Origin of the sequence: uncultured Draconibacterium sp. (genome assembly GCF_913063105.1) — a bacterium.
GTDB lineage: Bacteria > Bacteroidota > Bacteroidia > Bacteroidales > Prolixibacteraceae > Draconibacterium.
Map to the genome: position 1 here is coordinate 118,056 of NZ_CAJXYQ010000010.1, position 22,100 is coordinate 140,155.

The window sequence follows — 22,100 nt, forward strand, 5'->3', positions numbered from 1 at the left end:
CCTGTGCATTTAATGAGGCATTCACATATTTTTCGTAAAAAAAATTTGTAATGAAACTTACAATACCAGAAGGCTATCAGTCGGTTTTAGACGTGCAGCAAACCGAGCAGGCCATTAAATTAATTAAAGACTTTTTTCAGCAAAACCTTTCATCCGAACTGCGTTTGCGAAGAGTAACAGCTCCCTTATTTGTAAAACAGGGCACCGGTATTAACGATGATTTAAATGGGATTGAACGCCCGGTTTCTTTTCCGATGAAAGATTTAAACGAAACAAAGGCAGAAATTGTACAATCGTTGGCCAAATGGAAGCGCATGGCTTTAGCCGACTTAAAAATTGAAAAAGGATTTGGGCTTTATACCGATATGAACGCTATTCGCCCTGACGAGGAATTAACAAATATTCATTCGTTGTATGTAGACCAGTGGGACTGGGAACGTGTAATTGGAGCCGAGCAGCGCAATCTCGATTTTTTGAAGTTTATCGTGCGTAAAATATATTCGGCGATTGTACGTACCGAGTTTTTGGTGTGTGAAACATATAAAGAAATTGAAGCTGAATTGCCTGAAGAGATAACCTTTATCCATGCCGAAGAGTTGGCTGCAAAATATCCCGAGCTTACCCCTTTCGAGCGTGAAACCATTGAAGCTAAAAAACGCGGAGCTATTTTCGTTATCGGAATTGGTGGCGAAATGCCAAATGGCGAAATACACGATGGCCGTGCCCCCGATTACGATGACTGGAATTCGCCAACAGTAAATGGCTGTAGAGGTTTAAACGGCGATGTTATTTTGTGGAACAATGTTTTAGACCGTGCTTTTGAAGTATCGTCGATGGGTATTAGAGTGGATAAGGCGGCTTTACTTGAACAGTTAAAAATACGAAATGCCGAGGAACGAAAAGAAATGTTGTGGCACCAAAAATTGTTAAACAACGAATTGCCATTAACCATTGGTGGTGGTATTGGACAGTCGCGTTTGTGTATGTATTTTTTGCGTAAAGCTCATATTGGCGAAATTCAATCGAGTATCTGGCCCGATGAGATGATTGAACAGTGCAAGGATACAGGTATAAACCTGCTGTAAAAACAACGAGAAATCAGTAACTTATTAAGCGTATTGTGTTTTTTGCCGCTTATTTTAGATACTGAAATTTGTTTTTTGAATTTTGATTTATACTTTTGCACCGCAAAATATAAGGCTGCCCCGGTAGCTCAGCTGGATAGAGCAACTGCCTTCTAAGCAGTAGGTCATGGGTTCGAATCCCGTCCGGGGTACAAAAAGAGAGTTGAATGGTAATTCAGCTCTCTTTTTTTTGCCTATAAAGTGTGTGCATAAACCTATTGAAAATTAATGGAACAAAATAAAGGCTCAGGTAATGCGCCTTTATAAAATGAAAAAAACCACTTTTAATTGTAAATGAATAATTGAAAAATGAGGGTAGGACTTTATGGACGCTTTTTGAAGATGATTGATATTTTTACAAACCCCTAAACACAAAACCAATCAAAAAGTACGTCCTACCCTTATCATTTATCAATTTGTTTAGATTAGTAGATAAGTACTAAATCCACAAGCAATATATGAAAATAAAAGACAAAAGAGAGCTTTATTTCTTTTTTTTTACTGTAAAATTGCAGGTGATGTTTGTAAGTATTTAGTAGTGTGGCGTTTGGGAGTCTAAAAAAGTAAGATGCTCACAGTTTTTTAAAAGCAAATAATGACTTTAAAGTCTGAAAAAACATACTGTTAAAGCAATAGGAAGGAGTAAATTAGTACAAACCAACGCATTGAATGTTTCTGATTTGTAAAATGAAGATCACAAATATTTAACGAATGTGAATTTTATCTAAAATCATTCCAGATAAGCTTGCTATTCTCAAAAATCAATCTATATTTGCCTTAAACAAATTCGGCAAGAATGAACATTGATTCAAGAAATACAAATTCTTTTACTGCAGCAAGCTGCTGCAGTGCAATGTTTATGTCGTCTATGTTTATGTCTATGCGCTAGCCTTCAATCGATGGTCGGTCGTTGTTTGAAGGCATTCTGTACAAGCGTTAATTATTTCACAAAACAATTTTAAACTACATTTTATGTCGGATAAGGTTATTCGATTTGGAGGAAGCCATATAGGTAACCCAAAAGCATTAGCAAACTTACAAAGCTGGTTGAAAAACGATGATAGCAGAACCTATGTTGTTGTTTCAGCTATCCCTGAATTGCTTCAGCTTATTAATTCAAAACTCGATTCGGTTTTTATTAAGGAATTGGACGAAGTTGAGTTAATAGCTGAATTAAGAGGATTTTACGAGCAGGTTACTGCAGCCGAAGCATCGGCAGCATTTAACCAATTGGCCAAACAGTTGAGTGGTTTACTAAAAGGCATCAGCCTGATTGGTGACTATTCGCCCGCATTAAGAGACCAGGTTTTAAGTTTTTCCGAAAAATTATCGGTAGAAATTTTAGCCGCAGTATGGTCGGGGGCCCATATATTACTTCCTGAAGAAATTGGCTTGCTGGCTTCTTCCGACTTTGGTAATGCTACGTTTTTGTCGCTTAACACCTATGCAATCAGTCAATTAGAAAAAGGTGTCTACCTGGTTCCCGGTACCTACGGAATTACAGATTCTAATAAAGTGGTGCGAACCGGTAAAACTGCGGCTGATTATACTGCAGCTTTCTTTACACGAGAACTGGGAGTTAAAGCGCTTAAACTATGGGGGCTTGATAACGATTTTCAACGCGCCAACCCTGGCATTATAAATTCTCCTGAAATTATTGGTCGATTAACTTATGCCGAAGCCAGTGAATTAGCCTATTTCGAGCACTACTCTTTTCATCCTCGAACAGTGGAACCGCTGGAACACGAACACATTCCAATTCAGGTAATAGATGCTGCCTCGGCAGATGGAAAGGTGACCACAGTGATAAACACTGAAACCTGGGTAGAAGAGCAAATTGTAAAAAGTGTAGCCTGCACCGACGATATTTCGTTGCTAAAACTCGATGGTCCGGGTGTTGGATTAAAACCGGGTATTTTGGCAAAAGTAACTTCGCAGCTCAATAATGCCGGGGTAAACATTAAATCAGTTATTACTTCACAAACTTCAATTAATTTTATTTTAAGTGAAGAAAATGGTACGAAAGCCATGAACCTGATTAACGATCTTGGGTTCTCGGCAGTTACTGATATGGCTGTAATTACCGATGTGGCACTTATTGGTATTGTTGGGCACGGGATGCAACAGGCCTATGGTGTTTCGGCCAAAATATTTGCTGCCGTAGCCAATAATAAAATAAATGTGATGCTTAGCGGATCTGGAGCCTCCGATTTGGTAAGCTACCTGGTGGTGCATAAGGCAGACAAAGAAAAAAGTGTTCGCGAAATTTACAAGGCTTTTTTTGGCGCTTAAAAAATAGCTTCACCATTTATCGTCATCCAATCCGGTTAAAAAGGATGGTGGCACAAACAAGTTTCTAACTCAAAAAATTATAAAAAATGACAACTCAGAAATTAAATTTTGAAACCCTGCAACTACATGCAGGACAGCAACCCGATGCAGTAACCAACTCACGTGCTGTGCCTATTTACCAAACAACCTCGTACGTGTTTAACGATGCCGACCACGCAGCTAATCTTTTTGCGCTGAAAGAGTTTGGCAACATTTATACACGAATAATGAATCCAACTTCGGATGTTTTTGAACAGCGCGTAGCAGCCCTTGAAGGAGGTGCAGCAGCACTGGCAGTGGGGTCAGGGCATGCCGCTCAATTTCTGGCTCTGAATACAATTCTTGATATTGGCGATAACATTGTGTCTTCGCCGTATTTGTATGGTGGAACCTACAACCAGTTTAAAGTTAGTTTTAAACGACTTGGAATTGAGGCGCGCCTTACAGAAGACCTGAACGCCAAATCGTTTGAAAAACTGATCGATGAAAAAACAAAGGCCATCTATCTTGAGACCATTGGAAATCCGGGATTTGTAATTCCTGATTTTGATGCCATCGCAGCTGTTGCCAAAAAATACGATATACCGTTTATTGTTGATAATACTTTTGCCGGTGGCGGTTACTTATTTCGTCCGATTGAGCATGGTGCCGATATTGTAGTTGAATCGGCAACCAAATGGATTGGAGGGCATGGAACAAGTATTGGCGGTGTTATTGTTGATGCCGGAACCTACAACTGGGGCAATGGCAAATTTCCCGGGTTTACCGAACCTTCGGAAGGGTATCATGGCCTAAAATATTGGGATGTGTTTAATTTCGACGGACCATTCGGTAACATTGCCTTTATAATAAAAGCGCGTGTTGAAGGCTTGCGTGATTATGGAGCAGCAATTAGCCCGTTTAACTCCTTTTTATTATTGCAGGGGCTTGAAACACTTTCGTTAAGAATGGATAGGCATGTAGAGAACACCTTGGCTTTGGCAAAGTGGCTTCAAGAGCACCCAAAAGTAGAAAGTGTTAATTATCCGGGACTCGAAAGCAGTTCATCGTACGCCAATGCTAAAAAGTATTTGCCAAAGGGAGCCGGAGGTGTGCTTTCGTTTAACGTAAAAGGCGATAAAGAAACCGCGAATAAAGTGGTTAATAATCTGGAGTTGGTAAGTCACCTGGCTAATGTTGGCGATGCAAAAACCTTAATTATTCAGCCGGCAGCAACCACACATCAGCAACTGTCGGAAGAGGCACAGCTGGCAGCCGGAGTATTTCCTACGCAGCTTAGGGTTAGTGTTGGACTGGAACATATTGATGATATTTTGGCCGATTTTGCACAGGCTCTGGAAAAAGCCTAATTATACTATTCACCTGCCGGCAATGTGCTGGCAGGTGAATTAAAAATATATGACCAACATTGAACAAGCACCTCAATATGTTGGTTAATTTTGCAGCAACTAAGTGGGAGCAATATTAAATGCAGCACAGTTCCCAAAAAAAATAGCAAAACATAAAAAATTATGCCATTAAATATTCCCGATAAACTTCCGGCAATCGAGATTCTTCGTGAAGAAAATATATTTGTCATGGATTTGTCAAGGGCAACGCATCAGGATATCCGCCCATTAAAAATTATTATTTTAAACCTGATGCCACTAAAAATTAGTACAGAAACCGATTTATTGCGTTTATTGTCTAACTCGCCTTTGCAGATTGAAATTGATTTTCTGAAAATTAAGGGACATACGCCTAAGAATACACCATCAACGCACATGAAGGAGTTTTACCGGACATTTGATGAGTTGCGAAATAAAAAATACGATGGAATGATTATTACGGGTGCGCCGGTTGAACAACTCGAATTTGAAGAAGTAACGTATTGGGATGAAATGAAAGAGATACTAGATTGGGCCGAGCATCATGTAACTTCATCGTTATTTATTTGCTGGGCTGCTCAGGCTGCACTATTTCATTACTACAAAGTACCCAAATATCCGCTTGGCAAGAAAATGTTCGGAGTTTTCGAACACCGTTTGTCAAATGGTAAATTGCCAATTTTCAGAGGTTTTGACGATGCTTTTTTTATTCCTCATTCGCGGCACACCGAAGTACGTAAAGCAGATATCGAAAAAATTGATGCGTTACAAATTATAAGTTGCTCTGAGGAAGCCGGAGTATCGATTGTAAAGGCTAAAAACGGGCGACAGCTTTTTATCACCGGTCACTCTGAATATTCGCGACATACGCTGGACGAAGAGTATAAACGAGATAAGGCTAAAAATCTTCCCATCGAAATTCCGACCAATTATTACCCCAATAACGACCCCTCAAAAAAACCTGTTATGCGTTGGAAATCAACCGCCAACCTTTTGTTTTCAAACTGGCTGAACTACTACGTTTACCAGGAGACCCCCTACGATCTTGAACAAATAGATTAAGACGGATTTATGAAGCTTGCTTATTTTTCAAATTTCTATTAAACTCGTAACTTTGAGCTAAAATTTAATAAAACCGATAAAAAATGAAAAATATAGCAGTAGTATTAGCTGGAAATGGCGTTTATGATGGAGCCGAAATACATGAAGCAACTTTAACAATGTTGGCTATTGCACAGCAAGGTGCAAACTACCAGTGTTTTGCACCCGATACCAATCAGGCACATGTTATTAATCACCTAAGCGGCGAGGAAATGCCCGAAACAAGAAATGTATTGGTAGAGGCAGCACGAATTGCCCGCGGAAATATTAAAGCACTGTCGGAATACAAGGCAGAAGAATTTGATGCGATTGTTTTTCCGGGAGGATTTGGCGCGGCCAAAAACCTTTGCACTTTTGCCTTTGACGGACCCAATTGTAAGGTTAATGCTGATGTGGAACGAGCTATAAAAGAAACCGTTTCAGCAGGAAAACCGATTGGTGCCTTGTGTATTTCGCCGGCACTTATTGCAAAAGTTTTAGGCGATGTACAACTTACCATTGGTAGCGATAAGGGAACGGCAGAGGCTATTGAAACCCTGGGGGCCAAGCATATTACAACTACACATGGCGAAATTGTTGTAGATGAAAAATACAAAGTTATTACAACGCCTTGTTATATGCTTGATGCTACTATTTCGCAAATAGCAGTTGGCGCGTCTAATGTTATTGCCAAAATATTGGAAATTGCCTAATTGATTTTATCCACCTTTACAGCTTATGTCATCTATTCCCTATATTGATATTCACACACATCCGTACCGGAAAGAAACCAATACTGTTACGGTACAGAATATTTTCCCGGGAGATGGTTTCGCTGCTTTTTCGGGTAGGAATTTCTATTCGGTGGGGCTTCATCCCTGGCATATTGGAACAAAGGAAGCCAACAACGAAGCCCTGCAAATGGTGGAAGAAGCATTAGAGTTTGACCATGTTATTTTTGTAGGAGAAGCCGGGTTGGATAAAATAAATGGCGGCGACTTTATTGAGCAATTAAGGGTTTTTGAAGCACAGGCGGTAATGGCTGAGGAGTACCAGTATCCGTTAATTATTCATTGTGTTAAGGCCTTAAACGAAGTTGTTGCATTGCGGCATAAAATGAATCCGGTAATGCCCTGGATTCTTCATGCCTACAACGGTAGCCTGGAAATAACAAAGCAACTGGTTTCAAAAGGATTCTTGTTTTCATTTGGTCAGAGCTTGTTCCGCGAAAACTCAAAAGCTCTTGACTCATTTAACTACCTGCCACTTGATAAAATATTTTTGGAAACTGATGAGCTCGACCTTGAGGTGTCATCCATATACGAACGTGCGGCTAAATTAAAAAATATAAACCTGGAAGACCTGAAACGATCAATCTGGAAAAACTTTAATCAAATAGAAAATTCTTTGTCGTCAGAGCGGTTTTAAGTACAAATTTGTTTCTTTGCCGCTTAAACAGAAAGCAAAAAAATATGCACTGGTTGGAACGAACCGAGCTGTTACTCGGACAAGATAGATTGGCAAAACTTAAAGGTGCCAATGTTTTGGTGGTTGGATTAGGCGGAGTGGGGGCTTATGCCGCCGAACAGCTATGCCGGGCTGGTATTGGAAAAATGACCATAGTTGACGGAGACGTGGTGGAGGAAACCAACCGTAACCGGCAGTTACCGGCTCTGCAAAGTACAACCGGTATGCCAAAAGCCGAAGTGCTGGCCAAACGTTTTAAAGATATCAACCCCGAGTTGGAACTAAGTATTGTGAACGACTTTATTCGCGATGAAAAAACCATTGAACTGTTAAAAAGCCAGGCCTTTAATTATGTGGTTGATGCCATCGATACGCTATCGCCTAAAGTTTTCCTGGTTTATCATGCCTTGCAGTTGGGGCTTCCGGTAATTAGCTCGATGGGAGCCGGAGGAAAAATGGACCCCTCAAAAGTTGAACTTTGCGACATAAAAAAATCATACAACTGCAAATTGGCAAAAATGATGCGTAAACGTTTATCGCGCCTGGGAATAAAAAAAGGGGTAAAAGTTGTCTTCTCTTCAGAAGAAATAGATGAGAATGCGGTGCGTCTGGAAGAAGGTCAGAATAAAAAATCAACTGTAGGAACCGTTTCGTATATGCCGCCCATATTTGGCTGTTTTATTGCCAGTGCAGTTATTCGAGATTTAATTGCACAATAATAGTATGTTAAAGAAATATATTAATTTTAGTTTGTTAGTTCGAATAAAGGATTACCTTTGGGCAGTTAATTAACAGAAAGGTCTGGCAATTAGCATTTAATGATGGTCTTTTTTTATTGATATTCAAAACAACCGGACAGTTCGTCTATCTCTTGTTTTTCACGACGTTATTTCAATCGTTATACTAGCTTCTTTTATACTGTATTTAAGTAACTCCTCGATGTAATGCATTTTGACAGGTTCTTTCTGGTGATCGGTAAGATAGATGAATAAATTAACTTTAAATAGAGTATAAAATGAACATTTACATTGGAAATTTGCCTTTTAACTTAGGCGAAGAAGATTTGAGAGAAATTTTTGAAGAGTATGGCGAAGTTGCTTCTGCTAAAATCATTATGGACAAATTCACTGGCCGTAGCAAAGGTTTTGGTTTTATTGAAATGGAAGACGACTCGGAAGCCACAAAAGCTATCGAAGAGCTAAACAATGCTGAAGTAGGTGGCCGTAACATTAAAGTAAACGAATCGAAACCACGTGAGAACAATCGTGGTGGCGGTGGTTTTAACCGCGGTGGCGGTGGTTACCAACGTCGCGATCGTTACTAGGATCAAAAAAAACTTTTTGATAAAATAGAAAAGGGATTCAAGCAATTGGATCCCTTTTTCTATTTTTAACTGGTTATTACCAACTACTGCCAAATATGAGCAATATTATTTATTTAAACGGAACATTTATTAATGAAGAAGAGGCCTGCATATCGCCAAACGATCGCGGGTTCTTGTTTGCCGATGGTGTTTACGAAGTGGCAAAATACTACAATGGTAAAGCGTTTCGTTTATTCGATCATCAGGAGCGCTTAACCCGGAGTTTAAAAGAAATTGGTATAAAATGGAATACCAGCGAACTGGAAACGATTTTTACCCGGTTAATTAACCAAAACAGTAAACAAAACAAACACGCCGGTATCTACCTGCAGGTAACTCGCGGAACTGCAAACAGAGTACATTATTTTCCTGATGGTATTGCCCCAACAGTTTACGCCTATGCTTTTGATTTACCTTCGTTTTTCCAAAAACTGGAGAATGGCACTAAGGTGATAATAAACGACGATATTCGTTGGCAGCGCTGCGATATAAAATCGGTGTCGTTGTTACCCAATACAATGTTGTTTAACCAGGCACACCAAAGTGGGGCGGGCGAGTGTATTCTTGTACGCGATGGTTGGGTTACTGAAGCCACACATTCAAGTGTGTTTTGTGTGAAAAATGGAGTGGTTATAACGCGTCCGTTGTCGAATTTAATTTTACCCGGTATTACCCGAAAGGTAATTCTTGAAATATGTGTAAAAAATAATATTCCGTTTGAAGAACGATTATTTACACCGGAAGAACTTTTTGAAATAGACGAAGTTTTTATTGCCGGAACAGGCAGCGAAATTTGTCCGGTTATTCAAATTGAAGACCGTAAAATTGCCGACGGAAAACCCGGGAAAGTTACTCGTATGCTTCAAAAGTTGTTTTTTGAACTAACGTAAATCAGGGTTCAAGCTTTAATTGATTTAGTTGTAAGGTAATTTGATTCAGGTCGCTTTCCGAAAGTACTACCTCATTTGCTTTCATATTTTCCAGCACCTGTTTTTCGTTTCTTGCTCCGGCCAAAACACAGCTGATGCCGGGTTGCAGCAATGTCCATTTTAAAACCAGTTGGGCCAGCGTAACGTTTTGGGATTCGGCATACGGTCTGATTTTATCCAGAAATGTATTAATTCGAGTCAGATTTGGCTCTTTAAAAAAGGGGGTGCCTGGCCGGTGATCGCCATCACTGAACTGATAATTGGTGGTAATTTTTCCCGTAAGAACTCCCCGCTGCAAGGGGCTGTAGGCAATTATTGCTTTGTTGTTCTCCAAACAATAGGGAACAAGCTCCTTTTCTATAGTACGGTTTACCATGCTGTACGGAACCTGGTTTGCCGAAAGGGTAAAATAGTTTTCGGCTTTTTTCATTTCCTGCATAGAATAATTGCTAACACCGGCAGCACGAATTTTACCTTGTGTTTTTAATATTTCCAGTGCTTCCATAGTTTCATCAACCGGTGTAAAATTATCGGGCCAGTGTTGCTGAAACAAATCAATATAATCGGTACCCAGTCGTCGTAAACAGTCTTCGCACTCGCGAATCACATTTTCTTTGGTAGCCAGGCGGTACAAACTAATCGGATTACCCTGATTATCGAAAGTTTTTTCGTAATGCAGATGTTTTGACTTACGATCCCACACCAAACCGAACTTTGTAAGTAACTCTACTTTTTCTCGTTTTCCTTTTATTGCTTTCGCCACAAACTCTTCGCTTTGGCCAAAGCCATAAACCGGAGCAGTGTCAATGCTTGTCATTCCGTTCGCAACAGCTGCTTCAATTGCTTTTACCGATTCTTTTTCTTCCGATCCACCCCAAAACCAGCCACCTATTGCCCAGGCTCCAAAGGTTATAGGCGTTATTTTTACATCAGATGCGGGTAATTGTATTTTTTCCATTTTTTAATGATTTGCAGGTGTATGTCTGGCCTAAAGTTAAGTAATATTTTAACTTATCGAACTCCAATCGAAGCCTGTATCTTTTGATTCCAACAGACTTCTGAGCAAAATGCGGTTTTCTTCTTTCTGCAATAAGGGATCATTATCAAGTATGTCATTGGCTGTATTTCGTGCCAGTTGTAATATTTCGCCGTCTTTGCCCAGGTTGGCAATTTTAAGATCGAAACCCATCCCACTTTGTTGTGTCCCCTCTAAATCACCGGGGCCCCGAAGTTTCATGTCAACTTCAGCAATTTCAAATCCATCGTTGGTGCGCACCATGGTATCCAGTCGCTTACGGCTTTCAGTGCTGATTTTATACGACGACATAAGAATACAATACGATTGTTCGGCTCCGCGTCCAACACGCCCGCGCAACTGGTGTAACTGCGAAAGTCCGAAGCGCTCGGCACTTTCAATTACCATAACCGCTGCATTGGGCACGTCAACACCCACCTCAATTACTGTGGTAGCTACCATTATTTGTGTTTCTCCGCGCTTAAAAGCCTGCATGGCATTCTCTTTAATGTTGGGTTTCATTTTTCCGTGCACCATGCTAATTTTATAATCCGGAAAAGTTTCGGAAATATGACGATAACCTTCTTCCAAGTTTTTTAAGTCCATTTTTTCCGACTCCGAGATAAGCGGGTAAACAATGTAAACCTGCGTCCCCTTATCTATTTGTTGTTTTAAAAAACGATTTAGCTGCCCCCTTCTGTTCTCAAAAAAATGCATGGTTTGTATGGGTTTCCTTCCCGGTGGTAATTCATCAATAACCGAAACATCCAGGTCGCCATAAACTGTCATGGCCAGTGTGCGGGGAATAGGAGTCGCGGTCATTACCAAAATGTGTGGCGGAATTAAGTCGTTCTTTTTCCACAATTTGGCGCGTTGTGCTACTCCAAAACGGTGCTGCTCATCAACAATAACCAATCCCAGCCGCTTAAAATTTACAGTGTCTTCAATTAAGGCATGAGTGCCAATAATTATCTGCATGGCACCTGATTGCAAGGCTTCATGAATTTCGCGACGTTGTTTAACTTTGCTTGAGCCGGTAAGCAAGCCAACGTTTACCCCCATGCCGTCGAGCATTTTTGATATAGACTGATAATGTTGCTGAGCAAGAATTTCGGTAGGTGCCATTAAGCAACTCTGAAACTCGTTGTCCATAGCCAGCAGCATGGTCATTAGCGCAACCAGAGTTTTACCGCTGCCTACATCGCCCTGCAGCAAGCGATTCATTTGCGAGGTGCCGTTAACATCGCGCCTTATTTCTTTAATTACTTTTTTTTGTGCGTTGGTAAGGCTAAACGGCAGGTGTTTTTCGTAAAAAGTATTGAAGTTAAAGCCAACTTTTTCAAAATGAAATCCTTTAAACTTTTTGTTTCGGTTGTGCTTTAATGCCAGAATTTTTAGCTGGATAAAAAACAACTCTTCAAATTTTAACCGGAAAGTTGCCTTTTTAAGATCAACAGGTTTTTCCGGTTTGTGAATAGCGGATAAAGCCTCTTCAAGCGGAATTAACTTTAGTTGTGAGGTGAGGTATTCGGGAAGTGTTTCCGGAATTTTACCTTTAGCCAGGCCAAGCAATGTTAGCTGGAATTTGTTTAGTGTTTTTGAGGTGAGAAAATGTTTTTTCATTTTCTCGGTAGTATTGTAATAGCCCTGAAAAAGTCCAATCGGTTTTAATCGTATTTCTTCCTCGGTTTCCATTTCGGGGTGAACAATACTAATTCGTCCACTAAATAAGGCCGGCTTACCAAAAACAATGTACTTTTTGCCAGCCATCAGGTTTTGTTTTTGCCATTTAATTCCTCTAAACCAAACTAGCTCCATGCTGCCGGTATCGTCAGAAAAACGACCTACAAGTCTTTGTTTAGCTCCGCTGCCAATGGTTTCCAGCGCTCGCAAAACTCCTTTTACCTGTATGTACGACATTTCGGTGCTAATGCCGGATATTTTGTAAAATTTAGTCCGATCGATGTATTTATACGGATAGTAATAAATTAAATCTCCGAACGTTTTTATTTTCAGTTCTTTGAATAAAACATCAGCCCGTTTGGGCCCAACGCCGGGCAAAAATTTTATTTCCTGATCGAGAAATTCTGGCATGTGGCAAATATACATAATCGCTTAAAGCGCTACAATATGCGCGAAAAGTTAAATTAAATTAGAAATAAACATTGGAGTTATTCGCTTGGGTACAGTTTTTGTTAATTGGCGAAAAGTAACTTATGATAATAATTCTTAAAAAATATTATTTGCTGTGCAAGAACCACAGGAAAGCCATATCTTTACTTTCGATACAAATGGTTATGTAATGTTCCAGAACAAACAACTACCAATACAATAAATTTAAGCCATGCAAGAAAAAATTATTCACGTAGACAAGATTGTAAAAACCTACAAAGTGGGAACACAGGAGGTTCGGGCACTTCGTTCGGTTACCCTGGATATTTATAAAGGCGAATATGTTGCCATTATGGGTGCTTCGGGCTCGGGAAAATCAACACTGATGAATATTATCGGATGTTTAGATACTCCCACCAGCGGAACTTATGTGTTGAACGGAAAAGATGTGAGTAGTTTGACGGATGACCGTCTTGCAGAAATACGAAATTCAGAAATCGGATTTGTTTTCCAGGTATTTAACCTTTTGCCAAGGAATACGGCTCTTGAGAATGTAATGCTCCCCTTGGTTTATGCAGGCAAACGAAAGGCCGAACGAAAAAAAATGGCCGAAGAAACTCTGGTGGATGTTGGCCTTGCAGACCGGATGGAGCACAAACCCAATGAGCTGTCGGGAGGGCAACGCCAACGTGTTGCAATTGCAAGGGCATTGGTAAATAAACCTGCATTGCTGCTTGCCGATGAACCTACCGGAAACCTGGATTCAAAGATATCAGAAGAGATAATGAAATTATTTGCCGAGATTCACCGAAAAGGAAATACCCTGGTGATGGTTACACACGAAGAAGATATTGCCATGCATGCCCACCGGATTATTCGTTTAAAAGATGGCGAGGTGGAATCGGATGTGATTAATGAAAATCCGATTTATTAACTTTGTAACATTTAATAAAAACAATATCCCGAATGGTAAACATTGCGGGATTTTTTATGTTGAAAAGCTAAAGAATAAAAAATGACAGGAGAATTTAAAATATACACAAAAACCGGTGATGATGGAACTACAGGATTGGTTGGAGGTAGCCGGGTAAAGAAATTTGACTTGCGCTTAGAGAGTTATGGAACAGTTGATGAATTAAATGCTTGTATTGGAGTTATTCGTTCGTATGAAATTGATGGGGAGATAAAAAAGCAACTGCATCAGATACAGCATAAACTTTTTAACATTGGTTCCAGGTTGGCTTCTGATGAAAAAGGGGAAGAATATACTGCCAGTTTGCTTGTAAAAAACGAAGACATTGAGATGCTTGAAAAAGCCATTGATGTTTTTAATGAACAGTTGCCGGATTTGCGTAATTTTATACTTCCGGGAGGCGAACTGTCTGCAGCCCAGTGTCATGTGGCCCGAACCATATGCCGAAGAGCCGAACGCCGGATACTTGAATTTGCTGAACAAGCGCCGGTTCAATCCGAATTAATAAAATACATGAACCGGCTTTCTGATTATTTATTTGTTTTAGCGCGTAAACTCAGCTTCGATAAAGGTGTGGAAGAAACAACATGGGAGTATTGATATTTTTTTTTGTCTAACGTTTTTTGGTATTGTTTTTTTGTTATATTCGCGCCAATATAAAAATCGAGTTTAACCACATAAAACTGTAGACACATGTATTGGACTCTGGAATTAGCATCGAAATTGGAAGATGCACCATGGCCGGCAACAAAAGATGAATTGATTGATTATGCAATCCGTTCAGGAGCACCCCTTGAAGTGATTGAAAATTTGCAGGAGATAGAAGATGAAGGGGAGATGTATGAAAGCATCGAGGATATATGGCCGGATTATCCGAGTAAAGATGATTTCTTTTTTAATGAAGATGAATATTAGAAGAAAGAAATGATATTGAGAAGCATCCGACATTAGTCGGATGCTTTTTTATTTTACAGGCTTAATGTTCTCCAGCCACCTTTTAAATATTCAGACAGCGGAATTCCCATTCCCTTTACGTCAACGCCAAGTTCGGCAAGTTTTTTATCCGCATCATACATTTTTGCACAGTATAAACAGGCTTCTGTTTTTACACCTGCTTCCTGCATCTTTTTAATGTATTCTTGTATCATTTCATTTTCAGCGGCAAGTTTAGCCGAGGGGCCCCAAATAATTAAAACTACCTCCTCAAACCAACCTTGCTTTTTTGCATTGTAGGTATACATAAATGCCATTTTCTCTGCTACATCCGGATCGCCGCTTGTCCAGAGTACAGCCAGTTTGTTGTTATTTTCTTCCATTGTTTTGTTATTTGACGCCATCACTGCAGTGCCTGCAACCATCAGCAATAAAACCAATAATTGATGTTTCATAGTAATTGAATTAGAAATGTTTTAGTAAATCTTTCACAGGTAATAAGTCAAACTCGCCGTATTTTGTTTGCTTATAAGCTGAAATAAACTTCTTATTCAGTAGAAAAAGTTTGCTGTTGAATTTGTCTTGCGAGAAGGTATTTTCTTCGGAAAAATCTTCCATGTCGAATTCGGTAAAGTTTAATTCACATGCCGAAAGTTCCCATTGGCTCTCTTCATTCATAAAAAGTAAAGGCAAGCCGTGTGTACGACAAATAATAGGGCGTTCATCGTAAATTGCACAACAATGACTATTTAAGAAAATACAAGCAGAAGCATCGTTTTTTGCTGCAACTTGTGGCAACTGTTTTTTCTCTTGCAAGGCATGTAGAATACTATAAAATTCAATCGGAAAAATATTATAATCCATGCAGCAAAGGTCGCAACCGGCCTTGCATTTTAAATGGGATTTGTGTTCTTTTTCTAATTCTTTAACTCTTTTATCGATACTGTCGCGTAATTTTTTGTAGGCAGAAAAATGCTGATTCATAAAATATTGAATTTATACCACAAAAGTAGCTAATGACTGGTAAAGAAGCTAAAAGTGGCGGTTCTTTTATACATTGCCGGAAGAAAATTTATGGCAATAAATGTGTGGTAAGAAAATAGAATTAGTAATTTTGTCGGAATAGAACAGAACAGTTGTAGCGTAGCTGGATAAGTTCTCATACCTAAAAAAACTATACTATTTAATATATCAATCAGATGAAAAAAATACTTTGTAGCCTGATACTAATCGGGTATGTGGGTTTAGCTTTTGGTCAAAACGAAAATCTTGATTTTTTAGATTCCTCCCTTCCTTTTGATGAACGTGTAGACCTGTTGGTATCGCAAATGACTTTGCAGGAAAAAATTGACCAAATGGAGTTCACTTCTAAATCGGTTGATCGCCTGCAAGTTCCTGAATATAACTGGTGGAATGAGTGCCTACATGGAGTAGCACGAGCCGGTTATGCTACTGTTTTTCCACAGTCTATTTCAATTGCCGCCTCATGGGATGCCGATTTAGTTTATCGTGTGGCAACCGCAATATCTGATGAAGCACGAGCCAAACACCACGAGTTTATTCGGCGCGAGAAACGTGGAATATACCAGGGATTAACCTTTTGGTCGCCAAATATTAATATTTTTCGCGATCCGCGTTGGGGCCGTGGACACGAAACCTATGGCGAAGATCCTTATCTAACAGGTGTTTTGGGAACTCAGTTTGTTAAAGGTTTGCAAGGTAACGACCCGAAATATTTGAAAGTGGTTGCTACTGCAAAACATTACGCCGTACATTCGGGCCCCGAACCTTTACGACATGAGTTTAACGCTTTGGTTAGCGAACGCGATTTAAGGGAAACCTACTTGCCGGCCTTCCGCATGTTAATTCAAGATGGTGGTGCCTATTCGGTAATGGGTGCTTATAACCAATTTCGTGGCTACCCATGTTGTGCCAGTACCGAGCTTTATGATATTTTGCGCAAAGATTGGGGCTTCGATGGTTATATTGTTTCCGATTGTTGGGCAATTTCCGATTTTTATCGTTTTCAGGGGTTTTCTGAAGATGCAGCAGAAGCATCGGCTGCCGCCGTTAAAGCCGGAACCGATTTAAACTGTGGAAATTCATATCGTCACCTTACCGAGGCAGTAGAAAGAGGCTTGATAAGCGAAGCGGAAATTGACATAGCCGTAAAACGCTTATTTATGGCACGCTTTAAACTTGGAATGTTTGATCCGGAAGAAGATGTTGCCTATGCCCAAATCCCGTTTTCGGTAAATACCTCAAACGAAAATACGGAACTGGCACTTGAAGCTGCCCAAAAAAGTATTGTTTTACTTAAAAATGAAAATAATACACTACCACTTTCAAAAGATATAAAAACGCTGGCTGTTATTGGCCCAAATGCTGATAACTGGGAATCGTTGGTTGGTAACTATAATGGAATTGCCAAAAATCCTGTTACCGTATTAAAAGGATTACAAAATAAATTACCCAATACCCAGATTTTATATGCCGAAGGAAGTCAGTTGGCAAAAGGTGTAAGTAACCTTCATGCCATTCCTTCACAATATCTTCAAACAGAAGATGGAAAGCCGGGAGTAAAAGGCGAGTATTTTAATAACTCAAAACTGGAGGGTGATCCGGTTTTTTCCAGGATTGATGAGAATATCGATTTTTATTTGGAATCTGAAGCTCCGGCGCCTCAGTTAAACGACGATGATTTTAGTGTTCGCTGGACCGGATACATTGTTCCACCGGTAAGCGGAAACTACAATATTGGCTGTTGGGGAATGCCTACGCTTGAGGTTTGGTTTGAAGGAGAAAAAATATTGGAACATAACAGCGAACACCATGCATTTCATCATGAAAAAGCAATTTATATGGAAGCCGGTAAAAAATACAAGTTTGTATATGAGTATAAAAACTGGTATGGTGACGGCGATGCGAAGCTTTTATGGACGGTTCCGAATAACAGCATGAAAGAGGCGGCCATTAATGTAGCACGACAGGCTGATGCAGTTGTGCTGGTACTTGGCCTGTCGCAACGACTTGAAGGAGAAGAGATGCCAATTAAGGTAGATGGTTTTGAAGGAGGCGACAGAACGCACCTGAAATTGCCACAGGAGCAACGCGAATTGATGACGGCGATTGAAGAAACAGGAAAACCGGTTATTCTGGTATTGCTAAACGGCAGTGCGCTGGCAGTAAATTGGGCCGATGAAAACCTGGATGCTATTATAACAGCTGGCTATCCGGGGCAGGAGGGTGGTAGCGCGGTTGCCGATGTGCTTTTTGGCGACTACAACCCGGCAGGTCGTTTGCCGGTTACCTATTACAAATCAGTTAAGCAATTGCCCCCATTTGAAGAGTACAATATGGAAGAGCGTACCTATAAATATTTTTCCGGAGAGCCACTATACCCCTTTGGCTACGGATTAAGTTATACTTCGTTTGAATATTCAGACTTAAAAGTAGCTAAAAAGGCCAAAGCGGGCAGTGCTGTTGAAATAACAGCAAAAGTTACAAACACCGGTAATTTGAGGGGCGAAGAGGTGGTTCAGCTTTATTTAAAAGATGTTATCGCATCAACACCGCGTCCGAAATATCAGTTGGAAGGCTTTCAGCGCATTACCCTTGAGTCTGGACAAACAAAAACGGTGAAATTTGTATTAGAACCCCGGCAGTTTTCAATTATTGGCGATGAAGATAAACGTGTAATTGAACCGGGCGAGTTTACCATTTATATAGGTGGAACACAACCTGAAGGTAAGGGGGCAAATGTTATTAGTAAAACGATTGAGCTAAGCGGTAAGGAAGTTTATATCGATTAAATAAAGCTTCAGATAAAAAGTAAGGCCGTTTCGGATCAAAAGATTAGAAACGGCCTTTTTTCAACTTTCGCATAGTTATTATCTTCCTATTCGATAGGAAAATTTTAGCAGGAATACATTGTGCGGTTCCTGATCAAAAAGTTCTTTTATGTCCTTATTAAAATCAAACCTACCCATGTTTAAATATTCTGCCCGGTTTTGCGACCACACCAGGTAAATCATTGAGCCGGGACTGAATTCCCAACGCACAACAAGGTTTGATAAGAATTCTTTTACATTAAAATCAGGATCATCAAAGCTATAATCGGTTTCTCCGTTTAAATTGTCATCTATGTGGTAAATACCATCGGTTGCATCAAAATAAATCTGTTCCGGGGTATAAAAAGAATACCTGTTGGTAATAGTTGTTGCCTTGCTGTTTGTAATGTATTTAAATTCCGAATAATCGCCTGTTGCAATAAAAGGCTGCCCCCAAAACTGAATGGATAGATCTGGCGTAATATTGTAGTTTAACCGAATGGAGGTGCTAAAGGTTTTGCGTTTAATATTACCCATAATGTAACGGGTACTGTAACCGTAATCCTCTTGCGAGATGTATTGCAATTGGTTACTACTTACTCCATATTCGGGACTGATTTCAATTTGAACCGACTGAACAGGCCGATATCCCAATTCAATTTCAACGCTCTTTCGCGCGTAATAATCCTTTTCATTGCTTTTTCTTATTCCACCATCAATACCGTAGGTGAATTTTTTTTGCTGATTTGAAAAAACACCGGCATAAAAACCACGACCTCCCGGCAGTTTCATTGAGGGGCCGCCACGAAGTACAGAATTTGAATATTCCTCGCCATTAAAATTCAGACTGCCAAATGCTCGCCAAAAATTTGTAAACTGAGCATGGCCATTTACATTCATACCTGCTTCGGTTAAGTTTCCGCCAAAATCATGCAAGGTCCATTGGTTAAAATTGAGGCCCATATTCCGAAAAAAAGAGAAAGGCTCGTACCACCGGTACCCCAGCCAAATGGCTTGAAGAATTTCGTCGACATTAGGGGTGAATCCAATATCATTAATTTCAAGTCCGGGGGTTTTCCAATTTAAAATGCCGGCGAATTTAAAGCGGCCTCCGGTTTTTCCAAAACTTAATTTTCCGCCCGATCCGGCAAGAGAAGTACGTGCAGAATCGAGTGTTACGTAATCAGCACCGGGTCGCTGATAAGTGCGCGAATAAGCGGTTTGAGTATTAAGTATGGCTTCTTCGCTCCCCTGTACTTTGCTAAAGTATACACCAGCGTCAATCATCCAGTCTTTGTTGTGCCATTTATGCACAAAATCCAATCCTCCACTGTAGGCACTTTTATGAAGAAACTCCAATTGTTCGTCGTTTATATTACGGTTTACGGCAGTAAGCATTCCACCTAAATAGGTGTTGCCCTCGTTAAAGTCTTTTTGAACCCTACCCACAAAGTAATTGGTAAGTGGCTCAACCACCTGGCTTTTGGTAGTGTGCGTAGTTTTTATCGCCACTTCTTCGCGTGCTGTTACACTCTCGATAAGGCCTACCGACCAACCGCTTTTTGTTTTACCGGTAATTTTAGCTGCACCTATAATTTTTGTAAAGGCAGGATTTTCAGCATATTCATTGTCTTCCAAATCGGGCGAATAATGAGGTCTTCTTCCAATTCGTCGAGAATAAAACAGGTTATTCGATGATTGGTCGCCGTCGCCAAATGCCAGGGTATACGAAAGAATATTGTTGCCTTCGATAAAGAACGGTCGTTTTTCGCGAAAAAAAGTTTCGTAGGTGCTTAAATTAACCTGCGAGGGGTCGGCTTCAACCTGTCCAAAATCCGGATTGATGGTAAGATCGAGTGTTAAGTAATTGGTAAGGCCAATTTTTGCATCCATACCCACATCAAAATCATTTGATTTTCCTGTTGCCAAAAACGGATTTTCCGGCTCTTTTTTAAAGCGTTCTGTTCGGGCAACCAGGTAAGGGGTGAAACTTAAGGAGTTTTGTGGCTTAATGTTTTTTATGCCCTTAAGCGTTCCGAATTTGGACGTAAAGCCAGATGTTTCCCGTTTCATGGCTTGCCACGATGAAAGCTCGTCTTTTCTGAAAATATAGCGTAATACATTTAGTCCCCAAACCTGCTCCTCGCTCTCCTCAAATCGCAATTGTGTAAGCGGAATCCGCATCTCGGCATTCCAGCCGCTATTGGTTTTTGCGGTTTTTGCATACCAAATCGGGTCCCAGGTGTCGTCTTCATTTTCTCCATCGCTGGTATTTACCATATCCGTTCGTACCCCGGCAGCCGAAACAATAAATCCGAATGAAGTTCGCTTATCAAAATACGAATCGAAATAGATGCCAACTAAATCGCCTTCAAGCTCATCGCGCCGCGACATACGCATTGAAATGCTGTCGGGATCATCAAAAGACCGTATGGCAACATAAATGTTAACTGCATCATACATAATGGCAAATTCGGTTTGTCTGGCCGGCTCTTCTCCTTCATTTGGCTCGTGTTGTACAAATGCGTTGTCCCACATCGCATTCAGCCAGTCTTCTTCGTCAAAAACCCCATCAATGGTAATATTTAAATCCGGTGCTGTTGAAGTGGTATAAATGCGTTTATCCTGAGCCGAAAGTTCTAAAAACAAAAGCATAAAAATGAGAACTGATGCTAGTTTCATTAAAAAGGTTTTTTAATAAGACTACATCAGTTAAATTGCGTTACAGTTTGAGTAGAATTTTTAATTCCGATTGCTTGAGTGGTTGGTTCCCATTTCAATTTTTGTGGCTCCAATATAAAAGAAGAATGCCGCCAGGGCCATTAAAACGTGGCTTGCCGAAAGGTAGTTGAACCATTGATGAATGGACCATTTATTCATGAAAAACAAAGCAGCTATTGCTGCAATGGTCACACCAATTAGCATATATTTACTGGCCTTGTTGCGGGTTTTAAAAAACAGAAAACCTTCCAGCGACAGCACAACAAACATTAGCCCATATCCCGAATGAAATTCAACATAAAAGAAATTAAGGGTAAGAATGGTAAGGGAAAGAAAGGTGAGAAACTCAATAATATTTAGGATACCCAATATTTTTACGATTTTACCGGAAAGTAATATTCGGGTGTGTTCAATAGCTGCGCGTTCAACAAACATTATCGAGAACATGCTGGTAATCCATCCAGGTAGTTTCCAGTAAAAACTAAACTGGTACATAAAAGCATGCCCGATTATTCCACCGAGAGCCGTGGCTATTCCCATAATAAGGAAATAGAACTTGAAATAAACTAATACCTTTTCGTTGCTTTGTTTTCGGTGAAGTCGATAGGCAAAAATAAAGCACAAAACCGATACCAACAGATCTGTTAGTGTAACAATGGGTTCGTCTATCCTTATTCCCTGAAAATATATGGTATTAATGTTGTCCATAAATGTAACCGTGCATTTGCGAAAAATGAGTTGTTGTTATAACCCGGTGTTATTCAATTTGTTCAAAAAAAATGCAAGCAATAATTTAAACTTGAACAAGTCGTATTAAATATTTATCTTCAAAGAGGAAATATAAGCAATTCCCAT

Annotated in this window: 19 protein-coding genes and 1 tRNA gene; 14 read left to right on the forward strand and 6 right to left on the reverse strand. The window is 40.0% G+C overall.

Annotated features, from left to right (window positions below; all coding sequences use genetic code 11):
* Positions 1-50 precede the first annotated feature (50 nt).
* The 10 genes from asnA to dat all read left to right on the forward strand — a co-directional run bounded on the left by asnA (position 51) and on the right by dat (position 9,622).
* Complete coding sequence (gene asnA, locus QZ574_RS11675) at positions 51-1,085, forward strand: aspartate--ammonia ligase (protein WP_297089670.1); 1,035 nt, start codon at positions 51-53, stop codon at positions 1,083-1,085.
* Between the two features lie 117 nt (positions 1,086-1,202).
* Positions 1,203-1,276 (forward strand) — tRNA-Arg (locus QZ574_RS11680).
* Positions 1,277-2,096: 820 nt separating this feature from the next.
* On the forward strand, positions 2,097-3,416 hold the full coding sequence (locus QZ574_RS11685) for an ACT domain-containing protein (RefSeq protein ID WP_297089671.1): 1,320 nt from the start codon (positions 2,097-2,099) through the stop codon (positions 3,414-3,416).
* Positions 3,417-3,502: 86 nt separating this feature from the next.
* Entirely contained in the window at positions 3,503-4,804 is a 1,302-nt protein-coding gene (locus QZ574_RS11690; protein WP_297089672.1) for an O-acetylhomoserine aminocarboxypropyltransferase/cysteine synthase, read from the forward strand.
* Positions 4,805-4,966: 162 nt separating this feature from the next.
* The gene (gene metA, locus QZ574_RS11695; protein WP_297089673.1) at positions 4,967-5,884 is read left to right on the forward strand and encodes a homoserine O-succinyltransferase; all 918 of its coding nucleotides are present in this window, start codon (positions 4,967-4,969) and stop codon (positions 5,882-5,884) included.
* Positions 5,885-5,967: 83 nt separating this feature from the next.
* The gene (gene elbB / locus QZ574_RS11700) at positions 5,968-6,615 is read left to right on the forward strand and encodes an isoprenoid biosynthesis glyoxalase ElbB (RefSeq protein WP_297089674.1); all 648 of its coding nucleotides are present in this window, start codon (positions 5,968-5,970) and stop codon (positions 6,613-6,615) included.
* 25 nt (positions 6,616-6,640) lie between these two features.
* Positions 6,641-7,330 (forward strand): TatD family hydrolase, encoded by a 690-nt coding sequence (locus tag QZ574_RS11705; RefSeq protein WP_297089675.1) that lies wholly within the window; start codon positions 6,641-6,643, stop codon positions 7,328-7,330.
* Between the two features lie 44 nt (positions 7,331-7,374).
* Positions 7,375-8,088: a tRNA threonylcarbamoyladenosine dehydratase gene (locus QZ574_RS11710; protein ID WP_297089676.1), complete on the forward strand. Its 714-nt coding sequence runs from the start codon at positions 7,375-7,377 to the stop codon at positions 8,086-8,088.
* Positions 8,089-8,384: 296 nt separating this feature from the next.
* Positions 8,385-8,693, forward strand: coding sequence for an RNA-binding protein (locus tag QZ574_RS11715; protein ID WP_297089677.1), 309 nt, complete (start codon positions 8,385-8,387; stop codon positions 8,691-8,693).
* A 95-nt stretch (positions 8,694-8,788) separates the two neighbouring features.
* A complete protein-coding gene (gene dat, locus QZ574_RS11720) occupies positions 8,789-9,622 on the forward strand; it encodes a D-amino-acid transaminase (protein ID WP_297089678.1) in 834 nt (277 codons plus the stop codon).
* Between the two features lies 1 nt (position 9,623).
* On the opposite strand, the gene QZ574_RS11725 is transcribed toward dat, so the two are convergent.
* A complete protein-coding gene (locus tag QZ574_RS11725; protein ID WP_297089679.1) occupies positions 9,624-10,619 on the reverse strand; it encodes an aldo/keto reductase in 996 nt (331 codons plus the stop codon).
* A 48-nt stretch (positions 10,620-10,667) separates the two neighbouring features.
* The gene (gene recG, locus QZ574_RS11730) at positions 10,668-12,770 is read right to left on the reverse strand and encodes an ATP-dependent DNA helicase RecG (protein WP_297089680.1); all 2,103 of its coding nucleotides are present in this window, start codon (positions 12,768-12,770) and stop codon (positions 10,668-10,670) included.
* A gap of 250 nt (positions 12,771-13,020) precedes the next feature.
* Here recG and QZ574_RS11735 point away from each other — a divergent pair, with 250 nt between their 5' ends.
* The 3 genes from QZ574_RS11735 (at position 13,021) to QZ574_RS11745 (ending at position 14,676) form a co-directional block, all read left to right on the forward strand.
* A complete protein-coding gene (locus QZ574_RS11735; RefSeq protein WP_297089681.1) occupies positions 13,021-13,722 on the forward strand; it encodes an ABC transporter ATP-binding protein in 702 nt (233 codons plus the stop codon).
* Between the two features lie 81 nt (positions 13,723-13,803).
* The gene (locus tag QZ574_RS11740) at positions 13,804-14,361 is read left to right on the forward strand and encodes a cob(I)yrinic acid a,c-diamide adenosyltransferase (RefSeq protein WP_297089682.1); all 558 of its coding nucleotides are present in this window, start codon (positions 13,804-13,806) and stop codon (positions 14,359-14,361) included.
* A 93-nt stretch (positions 14,362-14,454) separates the two neighbouring features.
* A complete protein-coding gene (locus QZ574_RS11745) occupies positions 14,455-14,676 on the forward strand; it encodes a DUF2795 domain-containing protein (protein WP_038562297.1) in 222 nt (73 codons plus the stop codon).
* A gap of 53 nt (positions 14,677-14,729) precedes the next feature.
* Here QZ574_RS11745 and QZ574_RS11750 read toward each other — a convergent pair whose 3' ends face one another.
* Entirely contained in the window at positions 14,730-15,149 is a 420-nt protein-coding gene (locus QZ574_RS11750; protein WP_297089683.1) for a DsrE family protein, read from the reverse strand.
* Positions 15,150-15,159: 10 nt separating this feature from the next.
* Entirely contained in the window at positions 15,160-15,678 is a 519-nt protein-coding gene (locus tag QZ574_RS11755) for a YkgJ family cysteine cluster protein (RefSeq protein WP_297089684.1), read from the reverse strand.
* A 215-nt stretch (positions 15,679-15,893) separates the two neighbouring features.
* On the opposite strand from QZ574_RS11755, the gene QZ574_RS11760 reads away from it, so the two are divergent.
* Positions 15,894-18,506, forward strand: a complete 2,613-nt coding sequence (locus QZ574_RS11760) for a glycoside hydrolase family 3 protein (protein ID WP_297089685.1) — start codon at positions 15,894-15,896, stop codon at positions 18,504-18,506.
* A gap of 78 nt (positions 18,507-18,584) precedes the next feature.
* Here the strand turns inward: QZ574_RS11760 and QZ574_RS11765 are convergent, their stop codons facing one another.
* Both QZ574_RS11765 and QZ574_RS11770 read right to left on the reverse strand, forming a co-directional pair.
* Positions 18,585-21,206 (reverse strand): DUF5916 domain-containing protein, encoded by a 2,622-nt coding sequence (locus QZ574_RS11765; protein WP_297089686.1) that lies wholly within the window; start codon positions 21,204-21,206, stop codon positions 18,585-18,587.
* Positions 21,207-21,266: 60 nt separating this feature from the next.
* On the reverse strand, positions 21,267-21,953 hold the full coding sequence (locus tag QZ574_RS11770; RefSeq protein ID WP_297089687.1) for a hypothetical protein: 687 nt from the start codon (positions 21,951-21,953) through the stop codon (positions 21,267-21,269).
* Positions 21,954-22,100 lie beyond the last annotated feature (147 nt).